We start from the raw sequence: 25,101 nt of genomic DNA on the forward strand, positions 1-25,101 counted from the left end.
GCTAAGAGAAATGATGCAAGTTTTAATCAGGGGGGTAATTTACCAAAATTTCCACCACTGCGTATATAGACGGAAAATCATCTCTTTGTACTTTGGCATGGTAAACCCCGCTTTTTGTCGGTGCAGTATAGACGCCTTGCAGGCTGATTTCTCCAGCGCCAGCTTCGACGATGCTCCAGCTGACTGGCTCGCGTAAGTACTCGACATTGGGCGGATAGTTGATATCTGCTTTTAGTGCAATGTTTCCACCCGGCATGACGTTGACGATGTGGTGCGCTACACTCAGGGTCGGAACAAAGCCGGGTGAGGTAGTATTGACGATCACCAGTGCCGTTGCACTAAGGGTAGGGAAGTCTTCTCTTTGTGCCCGTACATGATAAATGCCAGCCTTGCTGGGGGCGGTGTACTCACCATTGCTGCTGATGCTGCCACCGTCTGCTTCCACAACTTGCCATTTGACCGGCTGGCGAATGTATTCGACGTTTTGCAGATAATCGATTTTTGCCGTGATCACTTGCTTGCCAGCTGGTTCTAGTATCAGTGCCGCCGGGAAAACATCGATTCTGGCAGCGGTTTCCCACAAGCCTGGGCCGCTGCAAGATAAAGATTTCCCATCCTCTCCCATCACTACGCAACCGTGGCGGCCAAATGCCATGATGCCGGGCGTGGTTTTGGTCAGCATATTCAACAAAGGTTGATACAGATTGTTGGCCAGCGCGAGGTTCAAGGTATCCAGCATTTTGTCTTGTGTATCTCCAGCGCCGGGGTTTGCTGTGGTGGCTGCTTTCAGGGGGCGGCTTAAAAAGTCGCTGAGGCTGCTGGTATCGAGCAAGCCACTCAATACGGCACTGACATCGGCTTGCGCCGCTTTGATATTGCCTGCAGTCGCTGTCTTGCTGATGGTATCGAAGTCCGGATTGGCAAATACCTTATTCATGTCAGCCAGCATTAGTCTGGTGGAGAGCATTTCCGTCAGGGGTGTCAGATTGATGGTGCCGTCACTGGTGGCAATGGCATGCAGTGTTCTTGAATTGCCGGGATTGGTGGTTTCCAGTACGCAGGGTAAAGAGCTGCCCGCTGGTAGGGAAATTTCAAACGTGCCGTCGATCGCTGTCTTCGTGGCACCGTTGCCTGATCGGCATTTGACATTGACAATTGCGCCAACAATGGCCAGGCCAGCCGCTGCCGTGCCACGCAAAGTTGGGCCTGCAACTTGTGGGGCTTGAGTATTAAGAGTACTACTAGCACCGCCGCAGGCCAGCAGCAGGCTGCTAATCAGGCAGATACTGCCTGTAAGTATGAGTTGTCGGGCGTTCAATTTATCGTCTCACTAATTGTTTTGTCGTTCTATCAGCATAGATGCTGATGCCTTGGACATATTCATGGAGATGTCGATAAATTGTCATTGTTTTGTACTCATGGCAAGTTTGCGCAAGACGATTGCCGCTCGGTTTGGGATTTGCAGATCGTATTCAATTCATTTCCATTAGCGTCCACTGGACTTGTTACACCACTCTCTTGTCAGCATCATTCAATATAGATGTTAGTGCGGGAATGCTGGCTTTCTCTTGCAAATCGCCCAGGGCATGGGCAACGCTTGATCTTACTCGCGGATCGTCATCCTTCAACAAGTGCAACATAGCATCCAGCCAGCGAGTTTCGCCGATATCGCCAAGTGCGCCATCTGGGTCACTTAGCAGGGCAGCTATGGCAGGACAGGTTTCAGGAAAGCGCATTTCACTTAAACCCCAGACAGCTATTTGCCATATTGCCGGGCGTTGGCCTTGCAAGGCGAGTGTCATCTTGTGCCACACGGTCAACTCACTCGCAAAGCCCGCTTCGAAAATAATGGTGTGATTGCCACTACCCGCATGGAATTCATGCAGCTGACATCCGCCTACGTTAACGATGCCGTCAAACCAATTGCGGCCGCACGATTGCTGAGACAGATTGCTGAAATGCTAGCGGAAATAGAAAAGACCTGCGCCTTTGGAAAAGAGGCAGGTCCTTGCTATGTGAACTTTAATTGCGATATCGATACTGCGCTTTGGAAGCGCGCGCTAATCCAGCTTGAAGGCCTTGGCGATAGCCTTCCAGGCTATGTACTTGAAGTTTTGCGTACCATCTGGCAGGCGCTTGTAGCCATCCTGTACCACCAGCATGCCGTTGGCAAACTCGCCGCCAAAATTAACGGCGCTGACATCAAGTCCATCTGTTTCTGATGTGCCATCTATGCCCTTGGCCAGATTCAAACCTATGCGGAATTTGCCGCGCAGGCGATACGGTGCTTGCGTCTCCAGCACCAGGTAACTGTTGTCACCCTGGCTGGACACCAGCAAGTAATTTGCCTTTTCACCAAAATAAATGGACAGACCTTCGACATCGGCGACCAGTTGTTTACCTACAGGCATGACCATCTGCATATCTGCAGGTTGATCGGCTTTGGCTGATGTAACCCAGACGCCGCGTTTTTCTTCACCGATGAAGAGACGGTCAGTCTTGTCGTCTGCCACACAAGCTTCTGGTTGGCTGCCCAGTTTGAAGTTGCGCACCAGGCTGCTGCTGAAGCCTTGCTCATTGTGCGTAATGCGGAATTGCTGAAAAGTGCCATCCTTGTCATTCACAAAAGCTTCGAGGCCACCAGTGCGTGGCTGGTACAAACAAAAGCCATAGATTTTGTCCAGTTTGGTGGCAAAGCGTGCTGCCTCTGACACTTGCCCCTGACCATTGATGACGTATAACACCAGGCTGTTTTCATCACGCTGGGTCGCCATGGCGATATCAAAACTTTGCTGGCCCCATTTGATGTTTTGGCGGACGTCAACGTTGTTGAGGCGACCGCTTTCCAGTAATTGGGTTTGCTTGCCTTGCATGTCATACACCAGTAAGCCTTGCTTCTTGTTGGTGCCCAGTACACGCGACAATGTGGCATCTTGCGGATGCACCCAGATGGCTGGATCATCGGCAGCATCGCCATAGCGGGCGACTGTATTGGTCTGTACCGCCGGTTCTATGACGGTAACCTCTGGGCTTGCTGCGGTATGCATCCAGGCTGTGCTGCTGCCGCGCCAGGTCTTTGCCTGCTCATCGAGTAGCAGCATGTCAAGCTTGCCGTTGGCTGTCTGCACCTGGATATTTGCTGCGCTGTATGGCAGGTTCACGACCTGGGCAGGCTGGAAATGCTGTCCCTCTTTCTGGCGATACAGATGCAGCTTTCTGCCCTTGGCATCCAGCACTGCCACGCCGCCTGGCGCTGCACTGATGGCTGAGGCTCCACCTTGCAATTTTCCAAACGGGGCAGCCATGGCGACAGGTTTTAGTTTGGCTGAAGTTTCTGCTTCTGCGGTAAATGCCCATACACCGCTATCAGGCGCGTTCAGGTAAAGTGTCCGGCTTTGGTCATCAACACGGCAATGCTTGCTATGTGGAGGCAGGGCCAGCTTGCGCACCAGCTGCGCACTGTCATTATGCATGACCCATTGCTCGCTCTGGCCTTCCTTGCCGATCAGGAAGACATGATCCAGCTGCTGTGCATCGCGATACAGACACAGGCTTTCCAGTGAAAAATCTGGCGATGCCATGCTGGTCTGTAAACGCATTTTCCCGGTTTTTACATCCGCCACATAGGCATAGGTTTTTTGTGTGTCGGCATCCATGAATACCGCCAGCATACCATCTGCATGAGGGCGTGCATCCAGGTGCTTTGCTCGCAGGCTGACTTTGCTGCGTTCCTTGCCAGCGGCGTCAAGCAGGCGCAGACCTTGTTTGTCGAGCAGGAGCCAGCCACCATCTGGCAGCGCGACAATTTCCTGCGCGCGACCGGCGACGGCGGGTGGCAGGCTGGCTGCCGAAGCGGACGCACTGCAGGAAAAAGCTGCCAGAAAAGCCAGGCTGGATATCAGATATTTTGTTTTCATCATTTTCAATTTCATCAGAATACACTGGCTTTCAAGCTGATTTTATAAGTGCGGCCATACTGTTCATATTGGGCATTGTATTGGTGCGATCCCTGATAGACATAGTATTTTTCATTGTTCAGGTTTGCCGCTTCAAAGATCAGCTGGAAGCGTTTGTTGATCTGATATGCCAGAGAAAAATCCAGCTGCTTTTGGGCATCAACAATACGGTCCTGATCAGCGCGTAAAATATCCGTTCCCAGTTCCAGCAGATAAGGAGATTTATAGTTGACTGCCAGGCGCGTGCTGACGCGGCCGTGTTCATAGCCCAGCATCAGATTCATGACCTGGTCAGACTGGCCTGGCAGATTGATGGAACGGCTGCGGAACTTGCCCAGAGCTGTGTCATAGCGCGCTATGTCGGCACTGGAGCGGGTGAAGCTGGCATTAGCGCCTACGATCAGATATTTCCAGGGGGCTGGCAACATGCGCAGTGGCTGTGAATAAGACAGTTCTATGCCTTTGACGTTGGCGCTATCACCATTCGCATAAGAGACAGCACTGGTATAGCCTTGCCATGCGCCAGATCCGGCCAGATTGGTGGTGTAAGTGAAGTTTTTGATATCCTTATTGAACAGGTAAGCCGACACGCTGCCATCATGGTCCAGTATTTTTTCTACACCGAAATCAAGATTGCTGGCTTTCAGCGGTTTTAGGTCCGGGTTGCCGATGACAGCTTCAGTGGTACTGGTGAGATTGATGCCTGGTGCCAACTGGCTGAAGTTGGCGCGCACGACCGCATTTGTCCATGCAGCACGCACACTGGTTTTTTTATCCAGGTCATAACGCAGATGCAGGGATGGCAGCCAGTCTGAATAACTGCGCTGGCGATTGATGGCCTGCAGGCTGGTGCCGCCGGTCACTTTTGTACCAGCAGCGTCAAACTGTGTGCGTTCTACCCGGGCGCCAGCCAGTATGTGCAAGGCATCGGTATCAAAACTGTTCTGCAGATAGGCGGCATCGATATTTTCGTTGATCTTGTAGTCATTGATAGCAGATTCCAGCGTCAGGCGAGCAGCATTCCTGTCCAGACCTGCGACGCGGGCGCGGACCAGATCAGCGCTGATGGCTGTACCAATATTACCCAGTGGATAATCGAGAGCCTGATTTTGCACAAAGCTAGTCATGGAGGTGGAACCCGGACCCCAATAATTACCACTGCTGGTTTTGCTGCTGTTGTATGTCCATTGATTGGTGTCATTGGTTTTTTCACGGCGGCTGGCCTTGGCGCCGAATTTCAGATTGGATTCAAACTGCTCGAAGTGAAATTTGCGCGCAAGATCAACTTTGATGTGTTGCTCGGTATCTTTGGAAAACCGCTGTTGGATGCTGATGGCATTGAGGCTGTAATTGGCGGGATCGTACAGAGTGGCCGGGCCTATGATCCTTGGCACTTCACTATCAACAAAACCAACTCCAGCAAAATTGGCATTGCCACGGAAGCGGCCATCGTTCAAGGCTTCTGGCGTATCTTCGCTGGCGCGGCTGGAAGCTGCTGACAGATCGAGTTTCCAGTCCTGGAATTTCTGTTCAGTACCCAGCACAAGAGAGCTGATGGTCTGGGTGTATTTACGCTGACGGATACGGCGCTCGGCCCTGGCAGTAGTGCTTGTACCTTCGGCCAGAGTACCGCTGGAAAAATTACCCAGGGTGATGCGGTCGCGTACTTCGTCATCGCTGAAATCACTCAGGAAGCCGTGCAGGAAATAAGTTTGTGTGCTTGTAGGCTTGTAATCAAGATTCAGGGCGTAGGCATGACGTTCACGCACGGGCAGGTAATCGCGAAGTTCAAATCCGCCCAGCTTGCCGTTTTCCCAGGCACCACCGGTTTCTGCATTATCCGAGCCAAAACTGCGTTTCTCTGCGCTGATACCTGCAGCGATACCCAGCTTGCCGCCAGCAAAGCGGTCCGCCCACAAGAGACCAGCATTCGGGCTGGTTTTGCCTGTGACCTGGTCATAGCTGGCACCAGTATTCAATGTCAGGAATTTGCCCGGCAAATCAAAGGCGGTCAAGCTTTTGACCTCGACTGCACCACCGAGTGAACTGGCATCCTGTTCCGGGCGCAAGGTCTTGGTCACTTCCAGAGAACGTATCATCCCGGCTGGCAAGACATCCAGGGCCACAGCACGACGGCTGGCTTCGGGGGATGGCACCAGAGCACCGTTGATGCTCACACCGTTGAGATCAGCACCGAGGCCGCGCACCGAGATATAGCGGCCTTCACCCTGGTCACGCTGGACGGCGATGCCCGGCAGGCGGGCCAGTGCTTCAGCCGCATTTTTATCCGGCAAGCCGCCGATGTCATCGCTGCTGACTACGCTGACGATATTGTCAGCTTTTTCCTGCATTTCCAGTGCCTTGCGCAAGCTGGTGCGCTGACCGGTGATTGTGACAGTACTGGCATCACTGACGGTCACATTAGGGCCTTGGGCATGGGCACTCAGCATGGCCGAAATGCCCAGCATGATAATGGAGAGTTGAGGGATAGGTTTTTTCTTCAGGGTTTTCATGGATACGATTTCCGCAGGTAGTGAATGGCAAAAGAGTGGGCGGATTCTAGGGGAGGTATATGTCGGTTCTGTGACAGATGGGAGCCGGATTTGCTCTTGCACAGGAATAATGAGATGAATGACGAGGATATGAGCTGAAATGACTTTTGCGTTTGGCGATAAATAGCTGATAACTGGTTTTTTGAAAAACAGACCAAAAAGCTCGCCACAGAGGCACAGAGAAAGGAAAGAGGATACTCAAGACGAATTCATCCATTTTGGCAAAGAATTTTTCCTCTCTCTTGCTTTTCTATGTGTCTCTGTGTTGAGAGGTCTTTTGTGTTTTTAACATAAGCCGGTGAAAAAATGAGCCGTTTGCACCCCCGTTGTTTTCCATCCATAGGCCATATCAAAAAACACCCATGTCATCTTCTTGTCACGCACGTCAATTAGTCTCGCGCGACCTGACCTTTGGATGTGAATGCAATGTTAAAAAATTCCATGTTGCGCCTGCATAGAAATTTCATTATCTCTGCCTGCCTGGCACTGTGTGCCTTTATTTTTTTATATGCCTATATGGGCACGCCCAAGCCCTTGATTAGATGGAAGTGGATGGACATCGTTGGAGAGGGTGGTACTGCGATGATGGCTGGACTGTGGCTGCTGCTCATGCTCAGTAGCCGCCCCAGAGGGCTGCTGACGCGCTTGTTCGCCTTTGGCCTGGCCGCCATCATGCTGGGTTCATGGGCGGATTGCCTGGATGAATTCTTTGTTATTCCCAAGGAAGATATTTGGGCTCACCTACTGGAATCCATGCTGGTATTTACCGGTATGCTGATCGTCACGGCTGGCATGTATTACTGGCGTGAAGAACAGTTTGCACTCAATGAGCACTTGCAAAAACGTGAACGCCTGTTTCGCGATCACCGTGCTTTTGATCGTGTGACCCAACTCAGCAATGCCGATTATTTGCGCCTGCAAATCAAGCTAGAGATGGACAATCATCCAGGCTTGCCTTGTGCTCTGGTGTTGCTGGACATAGATCAGTTTCATCTTATCAATCGTCAATATGGCCAGCATGAAGGCGATAAGGTCTTGCTGGCAGTCAGTCATATGCTCTTGCTGAACCTGCACAATAAGGATGTGCTTTGCCGCTATGCCGGAGACAGATTTGCTCTGGTCTTGCATGACCGCAGCCTGGAAGAGGCGCAGGCACTGGCTGTGCATCTATGCCATATGGTCAGGCAGATGCGGTATTGCGCGCAAGAGCAGACGCTGGAAATCAGCATGCGCCATGCCTGCACCATGGCAGATGACGTGCCTGATACCCTGCTGTCCAGACTGAGCCGAGCGCTTGAGAGCAGTGCACATGCCAGTGTCGAGCCGCCATTGCCAGCGGGAGCACTGTAATGCGTTTTCATCAGGCAGCCGATACCTGCCTGCCAGCGGAGTATCATGCTGCCCAGATATTGTCCTATGCGCGTGACCGCGAACTTGATGATGACCTGATCCTGCGGGGCAGCGATTTGATAGCCGAACATATCACCCAGGGTCTATGCCGCATCAGCCCGCAGCAATACCTGCAACTACTGGGCAATGCCTTGCAAGCATTGCGTAGTGCAGACAGTAGTTTCATGCTTGGTCAGCAAATGTTGCCAGGACATTTTGGCAGCGTCAGTCACGCATTATTACAGGCGCAAAACTTGCGTCAGGCGCTGGATATTTTGTGCATGCATGCCACTCGTTTGTGTCCTTTGCTCAAACCCCGATATAGTGCAGGACAGGATTACAGTATTTTGTACTGGATGGACAGTTATGGCGCACCGAGCTTGCGTCCAGCCATTGTGGAAATGCATATGACAGCGGTAGTTGCCATGTGCCGCTGGCTGAGTGGCAGGCGCTTGCCATGGCGGTTTTGCTTCAACCGCAGTGCTGCCCGTCATACCGAGCAACATGAAGTACATCTGGGCGGGGAGCTGCGTTTTAATTGCCATCTGGATGCCATGCTGATCGCCTCGGAATATCTGGATATGCCCTGGCCACGTGGTAATGCACTGGCGGCAAACGTCGCCCTGCAACAAGCCAGGCAAGAAGCCTTGTTGATGGATGAAACACCTAGTCTGCTGAATGCTGTCTACGATTATCTGTTGGCCCATATACGTTGCAGCCCCAGTCTGGAACAACTGGCAGCGGCATTTGGCGTCAGCCCGGCCAGCATGAAACGTTATCTTGCCAGACAGGGTACGCATTTCCAGGCAGAGCTTGATCAGGTGCGCACCCATGTTGCTCTCTACTTATTCCAGAGCCTCCAATATGACAATGAAGCCGTCGCTCACCATCTGGGGTTTCATGACGCGAATAATTTCCGTCGCTCTTTCAAACGCTGGACGGGGGTGACACCGAGCTTGTTGAAAGAGAAACTGGCAGATGATTTCCCTGGTTTAAGTTTGCATGTCATGGGCTAACTTACAACTTGTTATTGTGCCCTGACTATCGAGACGATATAGTCCAGCCTATCGCTTAAAGATGGGAACTGGGTACTTCACTTCATGCATACAGAGCTAAAAAAGCTGAAAATCCTCGTTGTTGAAGACAATCTGACGATAGCACGGCAGGTCACGGCTTTCCTTGAGGGCTTGTCATGGTCATGTGATTTTGCGCATGAGGGGAAATTGGCAGTCCATCTGGCTCAGGAAAATGTTTATGACGTAGTTTTACTGGATTTGAATTTACCCGACATGGATGGCCTGGAAGTTTGTCGTCAGATGAAAGCGACTGCTGTTTGCAATATGCCTGTGCTGATGCTGACTGCGCGAGACGCGTTTGAAGACAAGGCAAGCGGTTTTGCAGGTGGCGCTGATGATTACCTGACCAAACCTTTCGATTTGCGTGAACTGGCTTTGCGTTGCCAGGCATTGGCCCGTCGTCAGCAGTTACACATCAACAAGCAAATCAATCTGGGGCCGCTGTTATTGTTGCCACGTGAAATGCAGGCCAGTTACCAGGGGCAGGCACTGGGTTTGACGCAAATCGGCTTCAAAATTCTATTGATGCTGGTACAGCAATACCCGCGCGCAGTGTCCCGCTCCGTGTTGTTGCAGGCTATCTGGGGTGATGCCATCCCAGAGAGTGATGCGCTGAAGTCACATATATACAGCCTGCGCAAGCAATTGGAAGGGGTGAGTGGCCGCAAGATGTTGGCTACCATACACCAGATAGGCTATCAATTACAACTCGATGAGAATGACTGACAGTATCCAGCGCCGCTTGTTCATGATACTGGGCAGTTTCACGGCCCTGATTTGCATCGCCTATACCCTGATTGCGCTCTTGCTTGCCTATGTCACAGAAGACATGGTGCTGGAGAGTATCCTGGCGCAACAAGCCAAAGTGATCATCAGGAGCAGCAGTCATGAGACATTGCCCAGGCCAGACATGGATTTCATGCAATTGTATACTTCCGTCGATGCCATGCCAGCAGCCGTTAGACAAGAAGTAAGAGAATTGCACGTAACAGGTGGCAGGAAACTGGAGATTTTTGGCAAGGATGGTAAACATTATCATGTGCTAAGGCTACAACTTGGTTCTGCACAGGAAGTGTATTTGCTCGCTGAAGTAAGTCCATTTTTGGTGGTCAGCCATTTGTCGGCAAGAGTGGCAGGTCTGATGTTGACAGTCGCACTGCTGATGCTGGTTGCAGCCCTGCTTCTGGCTTATTTTTTGGTGCGGCGCATTGCCTTACCCTTGCAACAACTGGCTGAGGAAGTGAGTTCGACACCGGCAAAAGAGATACCGAGCTTTAAAGCAAGCCAGCGCAGAGATGAAATCGGCTTCCTGGCCAAAAAGCTGGAAGACAGCCTGCATGCAAGGCACACTGCGCTTTTGCGTGAAACCAATTTCACTCGTGACTTAAGTCATGAGTTGCGTACGCCCATTACTATTCTCAATAATCTGTTGCTTGCTGGCCAGGGACGTGTTCTCGCTGAGGAAGATGCTCTGGTGGCACGACAATCTGTCGATGATTTAATGCACACCTTGGACATTTTGCTGGCCTTGGCCAGGGCGGAAAACATGCTGCCCATCAAGCTAGACTTGATTGCATGCATAGAACAAAGTCTGCTCTTTGTACACTACAGTACGCCTGCCAAGCGTCATGAAGTGACGCTGGATTTACCCGCGCAATGGCTAGTGCTGGGCAACCAGCATTTGATTGGACTGCTGCTCAATAACCTGTTCAACAATGCCATGACGCATGGCGATGGGCAAGCCGCCATACACGTGTTCTTTGAACATCCCAAGCTCATACTCAGCAATGCAATCAGATCTGACAGACATAGTCATACTGCAGGCTTTGGTCATGGACGTAACCTGATGGAGAGAATCACTAGTGCCTTGGGTTGGGAAATTCGCTTTGAACAATCAGTAGATAGCTTTCAAGTGGAAATCATTCCCCAGCCGGCAATACCTGGGCGCTGAATATATAAAAAAGGCTGGCAATTTCACTTTGATTTCACCTTCTCTGAGCCAGACTGCAGGTCTTGGTAATTAAAATTTGTCTACAGGTGAAGGTCAAAAATGAAAAAAATACTGAGTTTTATATTGCTGCTTGCACTGACTTTTTCCGCGCATGCCCAAGTGAAATCCTTGCAGCATAAAGAAGAAAAAAGAAGGTATATCGTCTACATTCCGCCGGCTTATCATGAGGATATCAACAGGAAATTTCCTGTCGTCTTCAATTTTCATGGTGGCGGTATGACGATGGCAGAGCAGATGTTGTACACGCAAATGAACAAGACCGCAGACAAGCATGGCTTTATCGTCGTCTATCCGCAAGGTATCAAGCAAGACTGGAATGTCGGCTTTGGCATGAGCTATAAAGAGGGTAGTGACGATATCGGCTTTGTTGACGCACTTTTACAGCATATCCAGAAAGAGTATCGCACTGACACTGGCAAAGTGTATGCAACAGGATTATCACGCGGAGGTTTCTTTTGTTATCGGATCGCGGTAGAACTGGCGCACAGGTTTGCAGCCATCGCGGCGGTAGGAGCTACTCTGCCTGAACCGGTAATGCAACATCATAATGACAAGAAAAAAATTGGGGTTATGCTCACCCACGGCACTGCTGACAAGGTCGTCTTGTTTGAAGGCAAAAAGGATAGCTATTTATCTGCCAAAGATACTTTTCATTACTGGCGCAAGCATAATCAAATTCCAGATACTGCCACGAGGTCACGCAAGCCAGTGGTAGACACTGCCGATATAAGTGAAGTCAGCATACTGGAAACTGTGGAAGATCAAGCCCATGCCAGGCACAAGACAATGCTGCTGACAATACAAGAAGGAGGCCATACCTGGGCAGGCGCAGACTCATTCAATATTGGCCTGCCGATAGGGAAAACTTCTCAGCAAATCAATTTGAATGAGTCTATATGGCAATTTTTCAGGCTACATGCCCTGGATTAAGCTCATAAGCTCACTTGTCGATTCGTTCCACATATTGATTTTGCGGGGGATTACCACGGTTTTGGCCAGCCCCCATCGTTGCAACACCAAGCAATAGCTTGATGAGGACAAATACTACAAACAAGGTAATCACCAAAGGAATAATGGTGATGAACAGAGCCAGGGCGATACAAATGATCAGTATTTTTGGCAAAGGCGTGCGCAGCAAGCGCATGCCGAATTTTTGCCCAATTTGGCGAAATTCTTGTGAAACCTGCCTAAATACTGAGTACAGGTATTGGCTGGTGCTGCTTTTCATGTGTTGCTCCTGAGGGTGGTGCGTGCCTGAAATAAGGAATAGTTGTCATTATCGGCATGACAGTCAACATAGTCTACGGTATTTTTAAAACGATATTGCCGATAATTGCGTCAATATTGTTTTTTCCTTATTTGACCAGCTGTGCCTCATAAAACTTCAGTGACTCTGGAAATTTGATGCAGGTTTTGTAAGTGCGTGTGTCTCCAAGCTCACGTTTATCCACTTCTTCAAGTTTTTTCCAGACAGCAGCGATGGCAGCAGGCAGATCCTTTGTCGATGTACCTTTATCATTGATGAAGTGCTGTTCTAATGTGCTGATGGAGCGGGACAGTATCGCAGCATGTTGATTGCGCCATTTTGTTTGCTGTGAAATTGCTTGTACATGCAATTTATTTTCGCAATATTCACTTTCGCTTTTGGCCGTCTGGAAGTACATGAGATTCCTGTAGGCGTCCTTTTCGTTCATCGCATTTGCGCTGCTGCTGACAGCCGCAAGTGAAAAAAGTAAAAGCAGGGGTAGTAAAGTCTGCGTCATTTCTTTTATGAGAAAGATGAGTATTGGTCAAGACGGTATTATATGAATCTGGATAAGGCTGAGCCACGGTAATCACACGCAGGCATTACCACTTGATTTTAGATCAATTTTTCCGAGTGTCAATAAAACGGCTGAGAAACCTTCCTCAGCCGCATTTTGTTACTTAGTCCATTTATTTTGCCTTGCCCAGGTGCTGCAAGAAGTATGCTTCATATTTCTTGTGCCAGGTCTTTGCTTTGACCACACCACCCATGGCATGTTCGCCATCAGGATCCAGGAAAAGGTCGACCAGGGTTTCCTTGCCGTTTTCCAGCAATGAACGATAAACATTTACCGTATCCTGGTACAGCACATTCGGGTCTTGCATGCCATGCACCAGCAACAGCGGCTTTTTCAAGCCCGCCGTTAAAGGCAGGAGCGAGTATTTACGCAAGTTTGGCTTGCTGCGCTCGGTCTTGCCTATGGTACGGCCGCTATACCAGCTATTATAGTTTTCCCACTCCGTCGGGCCAGCACCTGCGATGCCAGCGGCAAAAGTATCCGGGCTGGTGTACATGGTGTACTGGGTCTGGAAGCCGCCAAAACTCCAGCCTGTCAAACCTATGCGCTTGCCATCAACGCCCAGGTTTTTTTGCATGTATTTGGTCAGGTCTTCGAGGTCTTCCGTCTGTGGTTTACCTACCTGTTCCCAATTGGCACCACTAAACTTGCGGCCATAATTGGAATGGCCACGCGGATCCACTGCTACGGTGACATAGCCGTGCTTGGCAGCCATATACATACCGAACATGTAGGCAGTTTGCTGGAAGCTGTCTGTCTCGACAATATGCCTGTCATTCAAGGGGCCGCCATAGGTGTAGACGATGGCAGGGCGGCGGTCGGATGAACTCAGGTTGGCTGGTTTGAAGACATAAGCCTGTATCTTGTCGCCATGGCGATTGGTGTAGCTGAAACGTTCAGGACGCTGCAGGTCTATCGCATTCCATTGCGGGTCATGGCTTTGCGTCAGTGTGGTGGATTTGGTGTTGGCAATATCCACCAGTTTCAACTCAGGACGGTTTGACCATTGTCCTGCCATGCTGGCCAGTTTGTCACCGCTTTCTGTGACCGCGCTGGCGCGATGAAAATCACCAGGCTGTCCAATGGCCTTCATGTCGCCAGTTGCCAGGTCGACCTTGTAGGCATTCATTGCAGCGAAATCATCCTTGTTGGCGAGCACGAACATGGATTTGCTGTCTTCGCTAAAGCCTATGATGTTGTGGGCTTCAAAATCACCTTTGAGCAAAGGTTTTGCACTGCCATTGCTGACATCAATCAAATAGGGCTGGCGATAACCTTGTTCATCGAGTACGGCGATCAATTGCTTGCTGTCGGGTGTAAAGCGGGGCGCCAGTACGTTTACAACTTCATGACCGACATTGCCGCGTCTTTCCAATACCATTTGTGGTTTGGCACCTTCTTCTGCCTTGCCTACATAGATGCGCAACAAGTCTTTTTCACGTTCCCAGGTAGAGAAGGTATAGCGACTACCATCCTTGGCCCAACTGACAGGGCTCATTTCAAACCACACATCGCCTCCGTCATTGGTAAAGACTGGTTGTGGCTGGCGTGCAGAGGCATCGCCAACACGGCGTATATACAAAGCAGTAGCGGGTATCTTGCGCTTGTCATCTGACACTTCGCGATTCACTTTTTTTGCAGTGGCGAAGCGTTCGCTGTAATTCATGATCTCGACTTGGCGCTCAGCAGGCGGAGTTGGCTTGCCACCTTCTGGTTTGGCATCCGGTGCTTCGGCGGAAATTGCCATCCATTGCTTGTCTTCACTCAACACTGTGTTGGCGATGCGGTATTTTTTATCGGCATCGTCAGGATGTATCAGTTCGCGGTTCAACTGGCGGATGGCGCTGCTGCTGAAGCTGGCGTTGAAAAGACGCTTTTCATCCATGTAGATATAGCCATTGTCATCTGCCTGATAGGCGACGATGCGTTCGGTTTTGTCAGTCTGTGTCAGGCGTTCTATCTTGCCGTCAACCGCATTCAGGCGGAATAAGTCACCACGGTACTGGAAGATCAGTTCATTCTTTTTATTTGCCCAGACTATGGCATCAACACCGGGATACAAATCGCTTGGCTTGAGTTTTTCTTTTTCCAGTTTCTTTTTGAGCTCGTCACGCAGTTCCCAGATTTCCTTGGTCTTGTTGTCGTCTTTTGCGTCTTTCTTCTCGTCCTTCTTGTCGCTGTCGTTTTTAGCTACGCTGGCTGCGCCTGTTTTCGCGGCAGCAGCAGCGGCTTTTTCCCTGGCTGCTTCAGCATCAAGTTCCGCTTTCTTGGCAGCGTCCTTGGCTTTTTTCTCGGCCAGTTCACGTTTCACTTCTTCCAGTGCTGCTTCTTCCCACTGCATCAAATTGACTTTTTCACCGCGCAGATAGGCTGCATGTGCTTCTGCCTTGGCCTGGCGTTCAGCTTCTTCTTTTTCTTTTTGTTTGGCTTTTTTATTGAAGCGCTCCCAGTCTTCCGGTGCGTCAAAAGTCTTCATCAGGGCAGGTGAAGTAATGCGCTTGGTTTCACCAGTCAGCGTGTCATGCACATAGAGATCAAAGCCATTTTCACCGAACGGGTTCCAGGTATAGGCCAGATAACGGCCATCCTTGCTGAAATGTATATGACGGGCTGCCTGGCCTGCATAGCCTTTGGCGCGATATACCTGTTCCAGTGTCAGGTCTGCTGGCTTGATTTTGGCGATACTTGCAACAGCAGGTGCGGCATGAGCAGTTTCTTGAGGAAAGAGCAAGTTGGCCGCCCCGCTGAAAGCGAGCGCAATACTGACGGTGAGAATTTTCGGAGACATGATGAAAACCTTGGTTTTAGTTTAATTAGCAGGTATGGGATTGATCAAGAGGTGATGTGCAAATGTCGATGTTAGCAAGCTATCGCCGGAATTAACGCAATTTCCATAGACAAATGCCGTTGAAGACAGTTCCATAGGAAAACAAATTCTATGAAATTCGGTAGAAAATTTGCTTTTGACGTATTTAAGCGAAGATCGCTTAGTTTTTTTGCAGAAATAATCTTCAGGCAGATAGTTTGCGGTATTGCTGAGGGCTGAGTCCCATTCTGGATTTGAAGGCACTGCCCATGTGTGATTGATGAGCAAAACCACAATCTGCGGCGATATCAACTATGGATAAATTGCTATTACCGAGCAATGCCCGTGCCTTTTGCAATCTGCGCTCGGTGATATAAGTATGTGGAGTTGAACCTGTGGCATGTGCAAAGCTGCGCAAGAAACGCAGGAGCGACATATTGGCCATGGCAGCCATGACTTCCAGATTCAAGGCGGTATCAAGTTGATCTTCTATGTAGTCCAATATTTGCGCGTGTACATTTTTGTCTTTGGAGTATTGGCTGCGGGCAGTTGTCCTGGTGTTATGGAGAGTCAACCCTTGTTGTAAAAACAGGCTGGCTTTTTCTTCCAAAAGCAGAGGGTCAGGATAGCTCTGCAAGAGCAGCGAGCGTATTTGCCAGGCCAGCATGACTGCTAGTTTGTCACCATGAAATATTTTTCGTGGCGAAGAGGCTTGAAAGTCTGTTAACAGATCAGGCTCGGTGATATGCATTAACAGGTATTCACCGCCATGCGCAGATTCTGAAAACATCGGCAATCCAGCGCTGCTGATGGCGAAGTCACCCGGCCAGGCATCAAAGTCATGGCGGACATCGCTACCAATGGCATGCACACCTTTCTGACGTGCAAATGCCAGACCGAGACTTGCATGGAACGATGTGCTACTGATGCTGTAAGGCAGGGCTGGTAATAATTCCAGTCTTCCCCACTTTATATCGATGGTATCGATAAGATCCATGCTCATTACAAAAGCTCTCCGCTGAAATTTCTTGATAGCCTGGAAAATGCTCTCTGCTTATTATAGAAGTATTCTATCCTCAGGCCAGAACAGCGGCTTTTAATTTACGCATGGAGTTGCAATGAAAACCATAGGCATGATAGGTGGCATGAGCTGGGAATCAACTATCCCTTATTACAAGCAAATCAATGAAACCATCAAGGAAAAGCTGGGTGGCCTGCATTCTGCAAAAATCATCCTGTACAGCGTAGATTTTCACGAGATAGAAAGACTGCAACACGCTGGCGACTGGGAAGCTGCCGGTGTCATCCTCGCGCAAGCAGCCCGATCATTGGAACTGGCGGGTGCAGATTTCCTGGTGCTTTGTACGAATACCATGCACAAGCTGGCACATGTTATTGAGGCCGCCGTAGCGATCCCCTTGTTTCATATCGCTGACCCTACTGCCCAAGCCATCAAGGATGCTGGCTATGACAAAGTGGGATTGCTGGGCACGCGCTTTACCATGGAGCAGGATTTTTACCGCGAGCGTTTGCATAGCAAACATGGTTTGCAGGTGTTGGTGCCAGAGCTGGCTGACCGCGACATTATTCACCAGGTCATTTATGAAGAGCTGTGCCTAGGCAAGATCAACTCCACATCACGCCAGCACTATCGCCGCATCATGGCAAGCCTGAAAGATAGCGGGGCGCAAGCGATCATTCTGGGCTGCACCGAGATCAGCTTGTTGGTCGGACAGGATGATGCGGGCGTGCCGCTGTTTGATACAACGGCTATCCATGCACGCAGTGCCGCATTATGGGTACTGACATAATTCAGCCTTCAATTGACCTTGCGTAAGGCTTCTCTCAGCGCAGGCAAGAAATTCTCTTTGATTGTCGGGTCCGTGCTTTCCCGGACTGAAAAATACAGCGGTAGCAAAAAGGCGCTCACATTATGTCTTTGTGCCAGCCTGGCCTGGGTGTAGGGGCCGGGTTGTATACTGTTGTCCATGAGTTTGTTGAACCATAGATCCCAGTCGCGCTTGTTGAAACTGGGCGTTCGCGCCAGGTAAAACACGGCTGTCATCAGCCTCACTCCTTCACCATACTGGTAGAAATGTGTTGAGGGCGCAATCTGCGACGTGATGGCTGCCAGCATGGTTTCATGCTGGGGTTTCTCTATGGCCGGGTTCATCGCCAGTTGCAGTATCAGGTCGGCGCTATGGGCAATGCCGTGACGCCAGCCATCTTTAGGATCAAAACCGCGATAGTCGCGCAGGTTGGTCAGATAATGGCTACCTGCATTGACGATATCGACTCTCTCTTCTGCACTCAGATAAGATTTTTTTCTGTCCACCCGTACCAGTTCAGCCAACGTCAAAATCGCAAACGGCCGCAGGAAACTGGTAGCTTCATCAGCAGGTGCCTGCACTGCATTCAGCATTTTTATGCGCAAACTTGTCAATGTGGATAGGGTCAGCTTCTCGGCCCGCATCCAGGCTGACAGTCCCTCGAAGGCCAGTTCATCACGCAATTCTCCATCCGCCACGCCCAGACAGTCTGCCGCAGAGAGCGCCAGATTCTGGCGCTTGCCATCATCGTCCAACTTCCAGCCAACAGATTTAGCGGTTTTTAATTCGTGCTTGCTTGCTTCATCACAATCGGCAAGTGTCACTGTGGAAATGAATAGGAGAGGGAGCAGGCTAAAAGTAGAGATCAGGCGGTGCATAAGTGCTATCCATCATGGAAAGAAAAGATTGCCAAGTGTGCCATGCCAACTTTTTCTTGTCATGCGCCACAAAAAACTTGCGCAAAAAATATTGAGTTGGTGCTATAGTTAACTACAACACTAATTTACTTGAGTGATGGCGCTATAAAAGTATCAATCTCGCTGTCCAGGGTATTCACAGGAAGGTGCAAGCATGAGTGTTAACTGGAATGATCAGACGCCGATCTATCGGCAGTTGAAACAGAGGGTGCTGGGCATGATGCTGGATGGCTTGTTAAAGCCAGGCGATGCCTTGCCCTCAGTCAGACAGGTGGCGGCTGAGTATCAACTCAATCCGATCACGGTATTGAAAGCCTATCAGGAATTGGTAGATGAAGAACTCGTCGAAAAACGGAGAGGTGTAGGCATGTATATGACCGAATCAGCACTCGATAAATTGCTGGCGAATGAACGTCAGCGTTTTATTGAAGAAGAATGGCCAGCCATGCTGGAGCGCATACGCAGGCTGGGGTTGGATGTGCAGCAATTGCCGGGTCTGATGACGACAGGGGGAGACAAATGAGTAGCGTCACCGATACCGTAACCAGCAGCGTAATTTCCGCCCGTAGCATCAGCAAACAATATGGCAAACAACGGGTACTTGACGACGTCAGCTTCGAGATTGCTCCTGGTCGTATAGTAGGTTTGATAGGACCGAATGGCTCGGGTAAAACCACCACCCTCAAAGCGATACTGGGTCTGGGCAATTTTGATGGCGAGATGCAGGTGTTAGGCCTGGACCCGCGTACCCAGCGAGATGCGTTGATGAACGAGGTCTGCTTTATCGCCGATGTCGCCATTTTGCCGCGCTGGATCAAGGTGAAGCAGGCGATGGATTTCATTGCAGGAGTACACCCCAAATTCAACCGTGCCAAAGCTGAGAAATACCTTGCCAATACCAAGCTGACGCCAGACATGAAGGTCAAGTCCATGTCCAAGGGCATGATAGCACAATTGCATCTGGCGTTGATCATGGCCATTGATGCGAAACTGCTGGTGCTTGATGAACCTACCCTGGGTCTGGATATTCTGTACCGCAAACAGTTCTATCAAAATCTGCTGGAAGATTATTTTGATGAAAACAAAACCATCATCATCACTACGCATCAGGTAGAAGAAGTTGAACATATTCTCAGTGACGTGATTTTTATTGATGATGGAAAAATCGTGCTGGAAACCAGCATGGAGCAAATGGCCGAGCGCTTTGTCGAAGTCATGGTGGCACCGGAAAACATGGAAAAAGCCCTGGCATTGCAACCTATGGATCAACGGGCAGTATTTGGCAAAGTGGTGATGCTGTTCGATGGCGTTGCGCAGGAGATGCTGGCCAATTTAGGTGAAACACGCATACCCGGCGTGGCTGATTTGTTTGTCGCCAGCATGAAAGGAATCGCTAAATGAAAGCCATGATCAGTCTTTTGAAGCGTGAATTTTGGGAGCATAAGGGCATGTTCCTGTGGACGCCCTTGTGTGTGGCTGCCGCCATCATATTTGTGTTTATCTTGCCTTTCCTGAAAGGGAATGCATTATTTGGTGCCCGAATTTTAGGACGGGTAGAAGAATTTAAAGAAGACATTCCAAGAGTCAGTGAGCTATTGGCAAACATGTATTTGCTTTTCTCTGGACCCTTGCTGGCAGTAATGGGCATCATTATTTTCTTTTACTGTCTGGGTGCTTTATTTGATGACAGGAGGGATCGTAGTATTTTGTTCTGGAAGTCTTTGCCTGCCTCGGATTTTCAAACGGTATTGTCCAAGTTGATCACCGCCAGTCTGATCGTCCCGGTGATATTTATCATGTGTGCCATCGCCATGTCTTTTGTCATGTTGATGATAGTCGGCATTGGATTGTCTAGCCAGGGTGTGTATGTATTTCAGGATCTGTTCTTGAATGGAAAATTGTATCTGGCACCCTTGCAGTTATTGGGTACCTTACCAGTGTATATCTTATGGGCTTTGCCAAGTATAGGCTGGTTGATGCTGGTGTCCAGTTGGGCGCATTCCAGGGTATTTTTGTGGGCGGTTGGCATACCATTGCTTTTGGTGTTTTTGGTGGGTATGCTGGATTTATTGCTGGGGCAAAACAGTGATATGAAGTGGTTCAGTGATTTGATTGTAGGACGTGCATTGGGGGGAGTATTTCCAGGTGTATGGTTAGAGTTTGAGCATATCCCGCTTGCCAGCTTCACCCGCCCTGCAGGTGCCGGAGTAGATTTCGGCAAGGTGCTGTCTGTATCCTGGCAAACGATGCTTAGTCTGCAGTTATGGCTGGGTGTTGTGGCCGCAGCAGGGATGTTTTATATGACCGTGCGTTTGCGCCGCTGGCGTGAAGCTGCATGATGCAAGAAGGACAGGGATTGCGGCAATAGACGCAATCCCTGTGTTTCATCTTGATGGTCTCACCACGAGCGCCACACCTGCCAGCGCGATTACCATTCCCAGAATCGCCGTCATTGTCAGCTTCTCGCCAAACATCAGCCAGGCCATGGCAGCTGTGACGGCAGGAACCAGATACATATAGCTGGTGACCTTGGTGGCTTCACCATGCCGTATCATGATAAACAGCACCGAGATGCCAACACCAGACAGGACAAATACTGACCATGCCATGGCGGCAAAGAACTGTGGTGTCCAGATGATGGTCTGGGTTTCCAAAGAAAGTGCAAATGGCAGCGTCACCAGTAAAGACGCGGCAAACTGTATGACTTGACCAGTCCTGACATCAAAGCTGGGGCAGGTTTTTTTCTGGTACAACGTACCTATGGTCATCGCAATCAACGCCATGACTGCCAGGGCTACGCTGCTGACAGACAAACCGATGACAGAGATTTTATTGGCGACCACCAGTGCCACGCCACAAATGCCCAATGCCAGTCCAGCCCATTGTTTGCCGTAGATGCGCTCACCGATGATGGGGCCGAGGAAAGCAGTAAAGATAGGCTGGGTATTGGCAATTAGTGCGGCGACACCGGCTGGCATGCCGAGCTTGACGGCGCACCAGATGCCACCCAGGTACATGGCTTGCATCAAGATACCTGCGATGGCGATCGGCAGCCAGAAGCGGCGCTCAGGCCAGGGTGCGCGCATGCTTAGTGCAAGTATCAACATGAATATAATCACACCCAGATAGCGCAGGCATAAAAAAGTCAATGGCTCAGCATAGGGCAGTCCATATTTGGCAACGACATAACCGGATGCCCATATAAAAATGAAGATGGCGGGGAGAAAGCGTAATAGAGGAGAGGCTTTGGTTTGCATGCTGTTTAAAGAGTAGGGCGGTAGAGCATAGGGGGAAATTCCTGATGCTCATTTGAGCCATGATCTTCGCATAAACAGCTTGAGTGATGGATGAAAAAAAACCTGCGGTGCATATGCGTGCGCAGGTTTTTTTCATCTGTGATGTGCATGTCTTGATGCGCCTTGCATCAAGACAAGCTGGCTCAGCCCAGGTTTGCTGTCGCAAATTCCCAGTTGACCAGTGCCCAGAATGCTTCCAGGTATTTTGGACGTGCATTGCGGTAGTCGATGTAGTAAGCATGTTCCCACAGATCGCATGTCAGCAATGGTGTGTCCGCTGTTGTCAGTGGTGTGGCTGCATTGGATGTATTGACGATATCCAGTGTGCCGTCAGCCTTTTTGACCAGCCATGTCCATGAAGAACCGAAGTTACCTACGCAAGACTTGGTGAACGCGTCCTTGAATGCATCGAAAGAACCCCATTTGGCATTGATGGCATCGGCCAGTTTGCCGCTTGGTACGCCGCCGCCGTTAGGTTTCAGGCCATTCCAGTAGAAAGTGTGGTTCCAGATCTGTGCTGAGTTATTGAAAATGCCGCCAGAAGATTTCTTGACGATTTCTTCCAGTGTGGAGTTTTCAAATTCTGTACCCTTGATCAGGTTGTTCAGATTGGTCACATAGGTTTGATGATGCTTGCCATAGTGATATTCCAGAGTCTCCTGGGAGATATGTGGAGCCAAAGCATCCAGTGCATAAGGCAGTGCCGGTAAGGTATGTTCCATATCGCGTCCTTTTATCGTGAGTTTATCATTTCCGGCAATCCGGAAAAGCCAGACCAGCATTGTAAGCTGTTGTACAAAAGCTTGCACGAAGGCTGATGCAAATTACGAGCAATTAGATATATATGCAAGAAATGATGAGAGACTTATGGCAGTCAGCTTGCATTCGAATCAATCCAGCTTGGTTTGTACGCTGCTGATACCAACTTCAGCAGTGCCGGATGCCAGTCTGACTTGTAGCAGGGATTGCGGCTTGAGTTCCGCCGTATTGCGCAGGGCCTTGCCTTTGTGGTCGCTGAGGATGGCATAGCCACGTTCCAGCGTGCGCTGAGGGTTGAGTAGCTCCAGTTGACCGCGCAAGGCAGATAACTGTTGCTGACGTCCTTCCTGGTGGCGTCTGCGTGCTTGTTGCAGGCGTCTTTGCATGTCGGCCAGCAATAGCCTTGGCTTGGCCAGATCCGGTTTATGGGCTTGCCAGCTTTGTGTCAATTGCATCAGTTCATGTCTGGCCTGAAGTATCGGCAGGCTGGCACTGTGGCTGAGATTGCGGGCCAGGCTTGCCAATTGCAGGCGCCTGGCCGCGATGGCCGCTTTGGGGCTGAGAAGGCGGCGGCTTTGCCAGTCGAGTGTCTGGGCCTGGTCATCCAGTTGCCTGTGCATGCAGCGGCTGAGTATTTGTACCTGGCGTTGTAATAACTGTAGCCAGGCATCTCTCGGTGCTGCGGCCAGTTCTGCTGCTGCTGTCGGGGTGGCGGCTCGCAGGTCGGCGGCAAAATCTGCGATAGTAAAGTCGGTTTCATGGCCTATACCAGCTATAACAGGCATAGGGCAGTTGACGATAGTACGGGCCACGACTTCTTCATTAAAGGCCCACAGGTCTTCCATACTGCCACCACCACGGCAGACCAGCAAGACATCACATTCTTCGCGGGCAGCGGCAGAGGCTATCGCCTGAGCAATTTTCATCCCCGCACCTTCGCCCTGTACCGGTGTTGGATAGAGGATGATATGCACATGCGGCGCACGTCTGTGCAGGGCGATCAGAATGTCGCGCAGGGCGGCTGCCTGCGGGCTGGTGACTATCCCTATTGTTTTGACAAAGGCAGGCAGGGGGCGCTTGCGTTCTGGATCAAACAAGCCTTCCTGCGTTAATTGTGCCTTCAAACGCAAGAATGCTTCATACAGGTTGCCAACGCCCGCTCGGCGTATGGCTTCTACACTCAATTGATAGTCACCACGCGGCGCATACAGGGTAACCAGGGCACGTACTTCTACCTTGTCTCCCTCTTTAGGCTGGAAGTCAGCATATTGCGCGCGGCCACGAAACATCACGGCCCTGACCTGGGCACCGCTATCTTTTAAGGTGAAATACCAATGTCCAGACGCGGCGCGGGTAAAGTTGGAAATCTCGCCAGAAACCCAGGTCAATGGCAGGTTGCGCTCCAAAAGCTGAGCAACGGCCTGGTTCAGCGCCGTAACTGTAATCACGGGAGGCGTGTTTACTGGAGTGGTATATGGCGATTCAGGATTCATAAAGCATGGCGGAGGAAAATCTGTCCACAGAAGCGTGGAATGGTCATCAGCATGTCATTTTGCCTCTTATATGTCAAAAGAAATGAAAGTTTACTATCTAAGTCTTTGATTTTTAATAAAAAACAACTTGCAAAAGAATGAGGCAAAATGAAAATTCCCTTTCAAATCAAGGACATTGCAGTGTATCTAGGAGCTTGTGCACAAACTTATCCACAGAAATTGTGATTAAGCTGTTGAAAACTTTGGTCTTCCACAAGCTACGCGCTTTTGCCTAAAATAATGGCATATGGGTAATTCTTATTAAAATCAGATACTTAGCATCTTTCTTTGCGCTTTTACACAAGCTTGTCCACACATTTTGTGCAGAATAAGCGCTAGTTCACAGAATAAATGATCAAAAAAGCAAAACTCCAACCGTGATTGTTAATAAGTGTGGTTTGCCACTTTTTTAGGCGTGAAAAAAATAATTAATAAAATCAGTGGCTTAGTAACATCCCCCATACTTTTTCACATAGTTGTCCACATATTTTGTGCAAAAGCCTGAATGCAAGGGTTTTTTTGTTTTTGAATATTATTTTAAAGATAATTTATCTGTGGAAAAAATGTATCGCAGCACAAAAGTGCGCATTTGCCTGTTTTTCTGGCAGTTCCACTTATTTATTAAAAATCAGTGACTTATGCCGCTTATTTACGGTAATGCACAATCTTGTCCACATATTTTGTGTAAAACAACGGGTTTCTTTTTCTGTAGAATTTTCTGATGAAATTTTGTGCAAAAAAGCCTCAAACTGCCTGCTTGCCTAAAATTTTTGCATCGCCATAATCTTCTTTAAAATCAGTAGCTTGTCATTGTATGCAAGACTTTTGCACATACTTGTCCACAAATTATGTGTAGAAAAGACGGCGGAGAAATGAAGAAAATGCAGTTTTATCCACAAAATGGCTGTGCCTAAATCTTTGGCAGGGATGAAAAAATTAAATAAATCATAGACTTGCGTATATTCGATGGACTTATCCACAAGCTTGCGCACAGATTTTGTGCAAAACAGTGAATATCCTGAATTACTTTGTTTGTGAATCGCTGCGTGCTTTCGCCGAAAATCGGGCCTTGAAACATTTTGTACCTAGTTTTTTGCGTTGCGCTCTTGCCCACAGGCAGACAACGCGCTACATTGCGGGCTTGGATTTAGGAAC

General features: G+C 49.7%; 21 protein-coding genes. 9 read left to right on the forward strand and 12 right to left on the reverse strand.

What is annotated here, in order from left to right; translation table 11 throughout:
* Nucleotides 1-22: 22 nt before the first annotated feature.
* The 4 genes from H8L47_RS25695 to H8L47_RS25710 form a co-directional block, all read right to left on the reverse strand.
* On the reverse strand, nucleotides 23-1,318 hold the full coding sequence (locus H8L47_RS25695) for a hypothetical protein (protein WP_186956583.1): 1,296 nt from the start codon (nucleotides 1,316-1,318) through the stop codon (nucleotides 23-25).
* A gap of 187 nt (nucleotides 1,319-1,505) precedes the next feature.
* Nucleotides 1,506-1,802 (reverse strand): HEAT repeat domain-containing protein, encoded by a 297-nt coding sequence (locus tag H8L47_RS25700; protein WP_222616688.1) that lies wholly within the window; start codon nucleotides 1,800-1,802, stop codon nucleotides 1,506-1,508.
* A gap of 258 nt (nucleotides 1,803-2,060) precedes the next feature.
* Nucleotides 2,061-3,920: a phytase gene (locus H8L47_RS25705; RefSeq protein ID WP_186956587.1), complete on the reverse strand. Its 1,860-nt coding sequence runs from the start codon at nucleotides 3,918-3,920 to the stop codon at nucleotides 2,061-2,063.
* A gap of 11 nt (nucleotides 3,921-3,931) precedes the next feature.
* A complete protein-coding gene (locus H8L47_RS25710; protein WP_186956589.1) occupies nucleotides 3,932-6,469 on the reverse strand; it encodes a TonB-dependent receptor in 2,538 nt (845 codons plus the stop codon).
* A gap of 465 nt (nucleotides 6,470-6,934) precedes the next feature.
* Here H8L47_RS25710 and H8L47_RS25715 point away from each other — a divergent pair, with 465 nt between their 5' ends.
* The 5 genes from H8L47_RS25715 (at nucleotide 6,935) to H8L47_RS25735 (ending at nucleotide 11,914) form a co-directional block, all read left to right on the forward strand.
* A complete protein-coding gene (locus tag H8L47_RS25715; protein WP_230413914.1) occupies nucleotides 6,935-7,858 on the forward strand; it encodes a GGDEF domain-containing protein in 924 nt (307 codons plus the stop codon).
* Nucleotides 7,858-8,913: an AraC family transcriptional regulator gene (locus H8L47_RS25720; RefSeq protein ID WP_186956591.1), complete on the forward strand. Its 1,056-nt coding sequence runs from the start codon at nucleotides 7,858-7,860 to the stop codon at nucleotides 8,911-8,913. The genes H8L47_RS25715 and H8L47_RS25720 overlap by 1 nt, the downstream gene beginning before the upstream one ends.
* A gap of 84 nt (nucleotides 8,914-8,997) precedes the next feature.
* Nucleotides 8,998-9,699 (forward strand): response regulator transcription factor, encoded by a 702-nt coding sequence (locus H8L47_RS25725; protein WP_186956593.1) that lies wholly within the window; start codon nucleotides 8,998-9,000, stop codon nucleotides 9,697-9,699.
* Nucleotides 9,692-10,924, forward strand: coding sequence for a sensor histidine kinase (locus H8L47_RS25730; RefSeq protein WP_186956594.1), 1,233 nt, complete (start codon nucleotides 9,692-9,694; stop codon nucleotides 10,922-10,924). The genes H8L47_RS25725 and H8L47_RS25730 overlap by 8 nt, the downstream gene beginning before the upstream one ends.
* 99 nt (nucleotides 10,925-11,023) lie before the next feature.
* Nucleotides 11,024-11,914 (forward strand): alpha/beta hydrolase family esterase, encoded by an 891-nt coding sequence (locus H8L47_RS25735; protein ID WP_186956596.1) that lies wholly within the window; start codon nucleotides 11,024-11,026, stop codon nucleotides 11,912-11,914.
* Between the two features lie 10 nt (nucleotides 11,915-11,924).
* On the opposite strand, the gene H8L47_RS25740 is transcribed toward H8L47_RS25735, so the two are convergent.
* The 4 genes from H8L47_RS25740 to H8L47_RS25755 all read right to left on the reverse strand — a co-directional run bounded on the left by H8L47_RS25740 (nucleotide 11,925) and on the right by H8L47_RS25755 (nucleotide 16,616).
* Nucleotides 11,925-12,212 carry a hypothetical protein gene (locus H8L47_RS25740; protein WP_186956598.1) on the reverse strand — a complete coding sequence of 96 codons (288 nt, stop codon included), beginning with the start codon at nucleotides 12,210-12,212 and terminating at the stop codon, nucleotides 11,925-11,927.
* 127 nt (nucleotides 12,213-12,339) lie between these two features.
* On the reverse strand, nucleotides 12,340-12,678 hold the full coding sequence (locus H8L47_RS25745; RefSeq protein ID WP_186956599.1) for a hypothetical protein: 339 nt from the start codon (nucleotides 12,676-12,678) through the stop codon (nucleotides 12,340-12,342).
* 241 nt (nucleotides 12,679-12,919) lie between these two features.
* Entirely contained in the window at nucleotides 12,920-15,595 is a 2,676-nt protein-coding gene (locus H8L47_RS25750; protein WP_186956600.1) for a S9 family peptidase, read from the reverse strand.
* Between the two features lie 223 nt (nucleotides 15,596-15,818).
* Nucleotides 15,819-16,616 (reverse strand): AraC family transcriptional regulator, encoded by a 798-nt coding sequence (locus H8L47_RS25755; protein ID WP_186956601.1) that lies wholly within the window; start codon nucleotides 16,614-16,616, stop codon nucleotides 15,819-15,821.
* Nucleotides 16,617-16,731: 115 nt separating this feature from the next.
* On the opposite strand from H8L47_RS25755, the gene H8L47_RS25760 reads away from it, so the two are divergent.
* On the forward strand, nucleotides 16,732-17,424 hold the full coding sequence (locus H8L47_RS25760; RefSeq protein WP_186956602.1) for an aspartate/glutamate racemase family protein: 693 nt from the start codon (nucleotides 16,732-16,734) through the stop codon (nucleotides 17,422-17,424).
* A gap of 8 nt (nucleotides 17,425-17,432) precedes the next feature.
* Here the strand turns inward: H8L47_RS25760 and H8L47_RS25765 are convergent, their stop codons facing one another.
* The gene (locus H8L47_RS25765) at nucleotides 17,433-18,320 is read right to left on the reverse strand and encodes a DUF2785 domain-containing protein (protein ID WP_186956603.1); all 888 of its coding nucleotides are present in this window, start codon (nucleotides 18,318-18,320) and stop codon (nucleotides 17,433-17,435) included.
* 193 nt (nucleotides 18,321-18,513) lie between these two features.
* On the opposite strand from H8L47_RS25765, the gene H8L47_RS25770 reads away from it, so the two are divergent.
* Genes H8L47_RS25770 through H8L47_RS25780 form a run of 3 tightly spaced genes read left to right on the forward strand, consistent with a single transcriptional unit; the run spans nucleotide 18,514 to nucleotide 20,698 of the window.
* Nucleotides 18,514-18,882, forward strand: coding sequence for a GntR family transcriptional regulator (locus tag H8L47_RS25770; protein WP_186956605.1), 369 nt, complete (start codon nucleotides 18,514-18,516; stop codon nucleotides 18,880-18,882).
* Nucleotides 18,879-19,760 (forward strand): ABC transporter ATP-binding protein, encoded by an 882-nt coding sequence (locus H8L47_RS25775; protein ID WP_186956606.1) that lies wholly within the window; start codon nucleotides 18,879-18,881, stop codon nucleotides 19,758-19,760. The genes H8L47_RS25770 and H8L47_RS25775 overlap by 4 nt, the downstream gene beginning before the upstream one ends.
* The gene (locus tag H8L47_RS25780) at nucleotides 19,757-20,698 is read left to right on the forward strand and encodes a hypothetical protein (protein ID WP_186956608.1); all 942 of its coding nucleotides are present in this window, start codon (nucleotides 19,757-19,759) and stop codon (nucleotides 20,696-20,698) included. The genes H8L47_RS25775 and H8L47_RS25780 overlap by 4 nt, the downstream gene beginning before the upstream one ends.
* A 45-nt stretch (nucleotides 20,699-20,743) precedes the next feature.
* Here H8L47_RS25780 and H8L47_RS25785 read toward each other — a convergent pair whose 3' ends face one another.
* The 3 genes from H8L47_RS25785 to xseA all read right to left on the reverse strand — a co-directional run bounded on the left by H8L47_RS25785 (nucleotide 20,744) and on the right by xseA (nucleotide 23,907).
* Complete coding sequence (locus H8L47_RS25785; RefSeq protein ID WP_186956610.1) at nucleotides 20,744-21,616, reverse strand: DMT family transporter; 873 nt, start codon at nucleotides 21,614-21,616, stop codon at nucleotides 20,744-20,746.
* A 182-nt stretch (nucleotides 21,617-21,798) separates the two neighbouring features.
* The gene (gene sodB / locus H8L47_RS25790) at nucleotides 21,799-22,377 is read right to left on the reverse strand and encodes a superoxide dismutase [Fe] (protein ID WP_186956611.1); all 579 of its coding nucleotides are present in this window, start codon (nucleotides 22,375-22,377) and stop codon (nucleotides 21,799-21,801) included.
* 168 nt (nucleotides 22,378-22,545) lie between these two features.
* On the reverse strand, nucleotides 22,546-23,907 hold the full coding sequence (gene xseA / locus H8L47_RS25795) for an exodeoxyribonuclease VII large subunit (RefSeq protein ID WP_186956613.1): 1,362 nt from the start codon (nucleotides 23,905-23,907) through the stop codon (nucleotides 22,546-22,548).
* Nucleotides 23,908-25,101 lie beyond the last annotated feature (1,194 nt).

Origin of the sequence: Undibacterium umbellatum (genome assembly GCF_014284125.1) — a bacterium.
GTDB lineage: Bacteria > Pseudomonadota > Gammaproteobacteria > Burkholderiales > Burkholderiaceae_D > Undibacterium > Undibacterium umbellatum.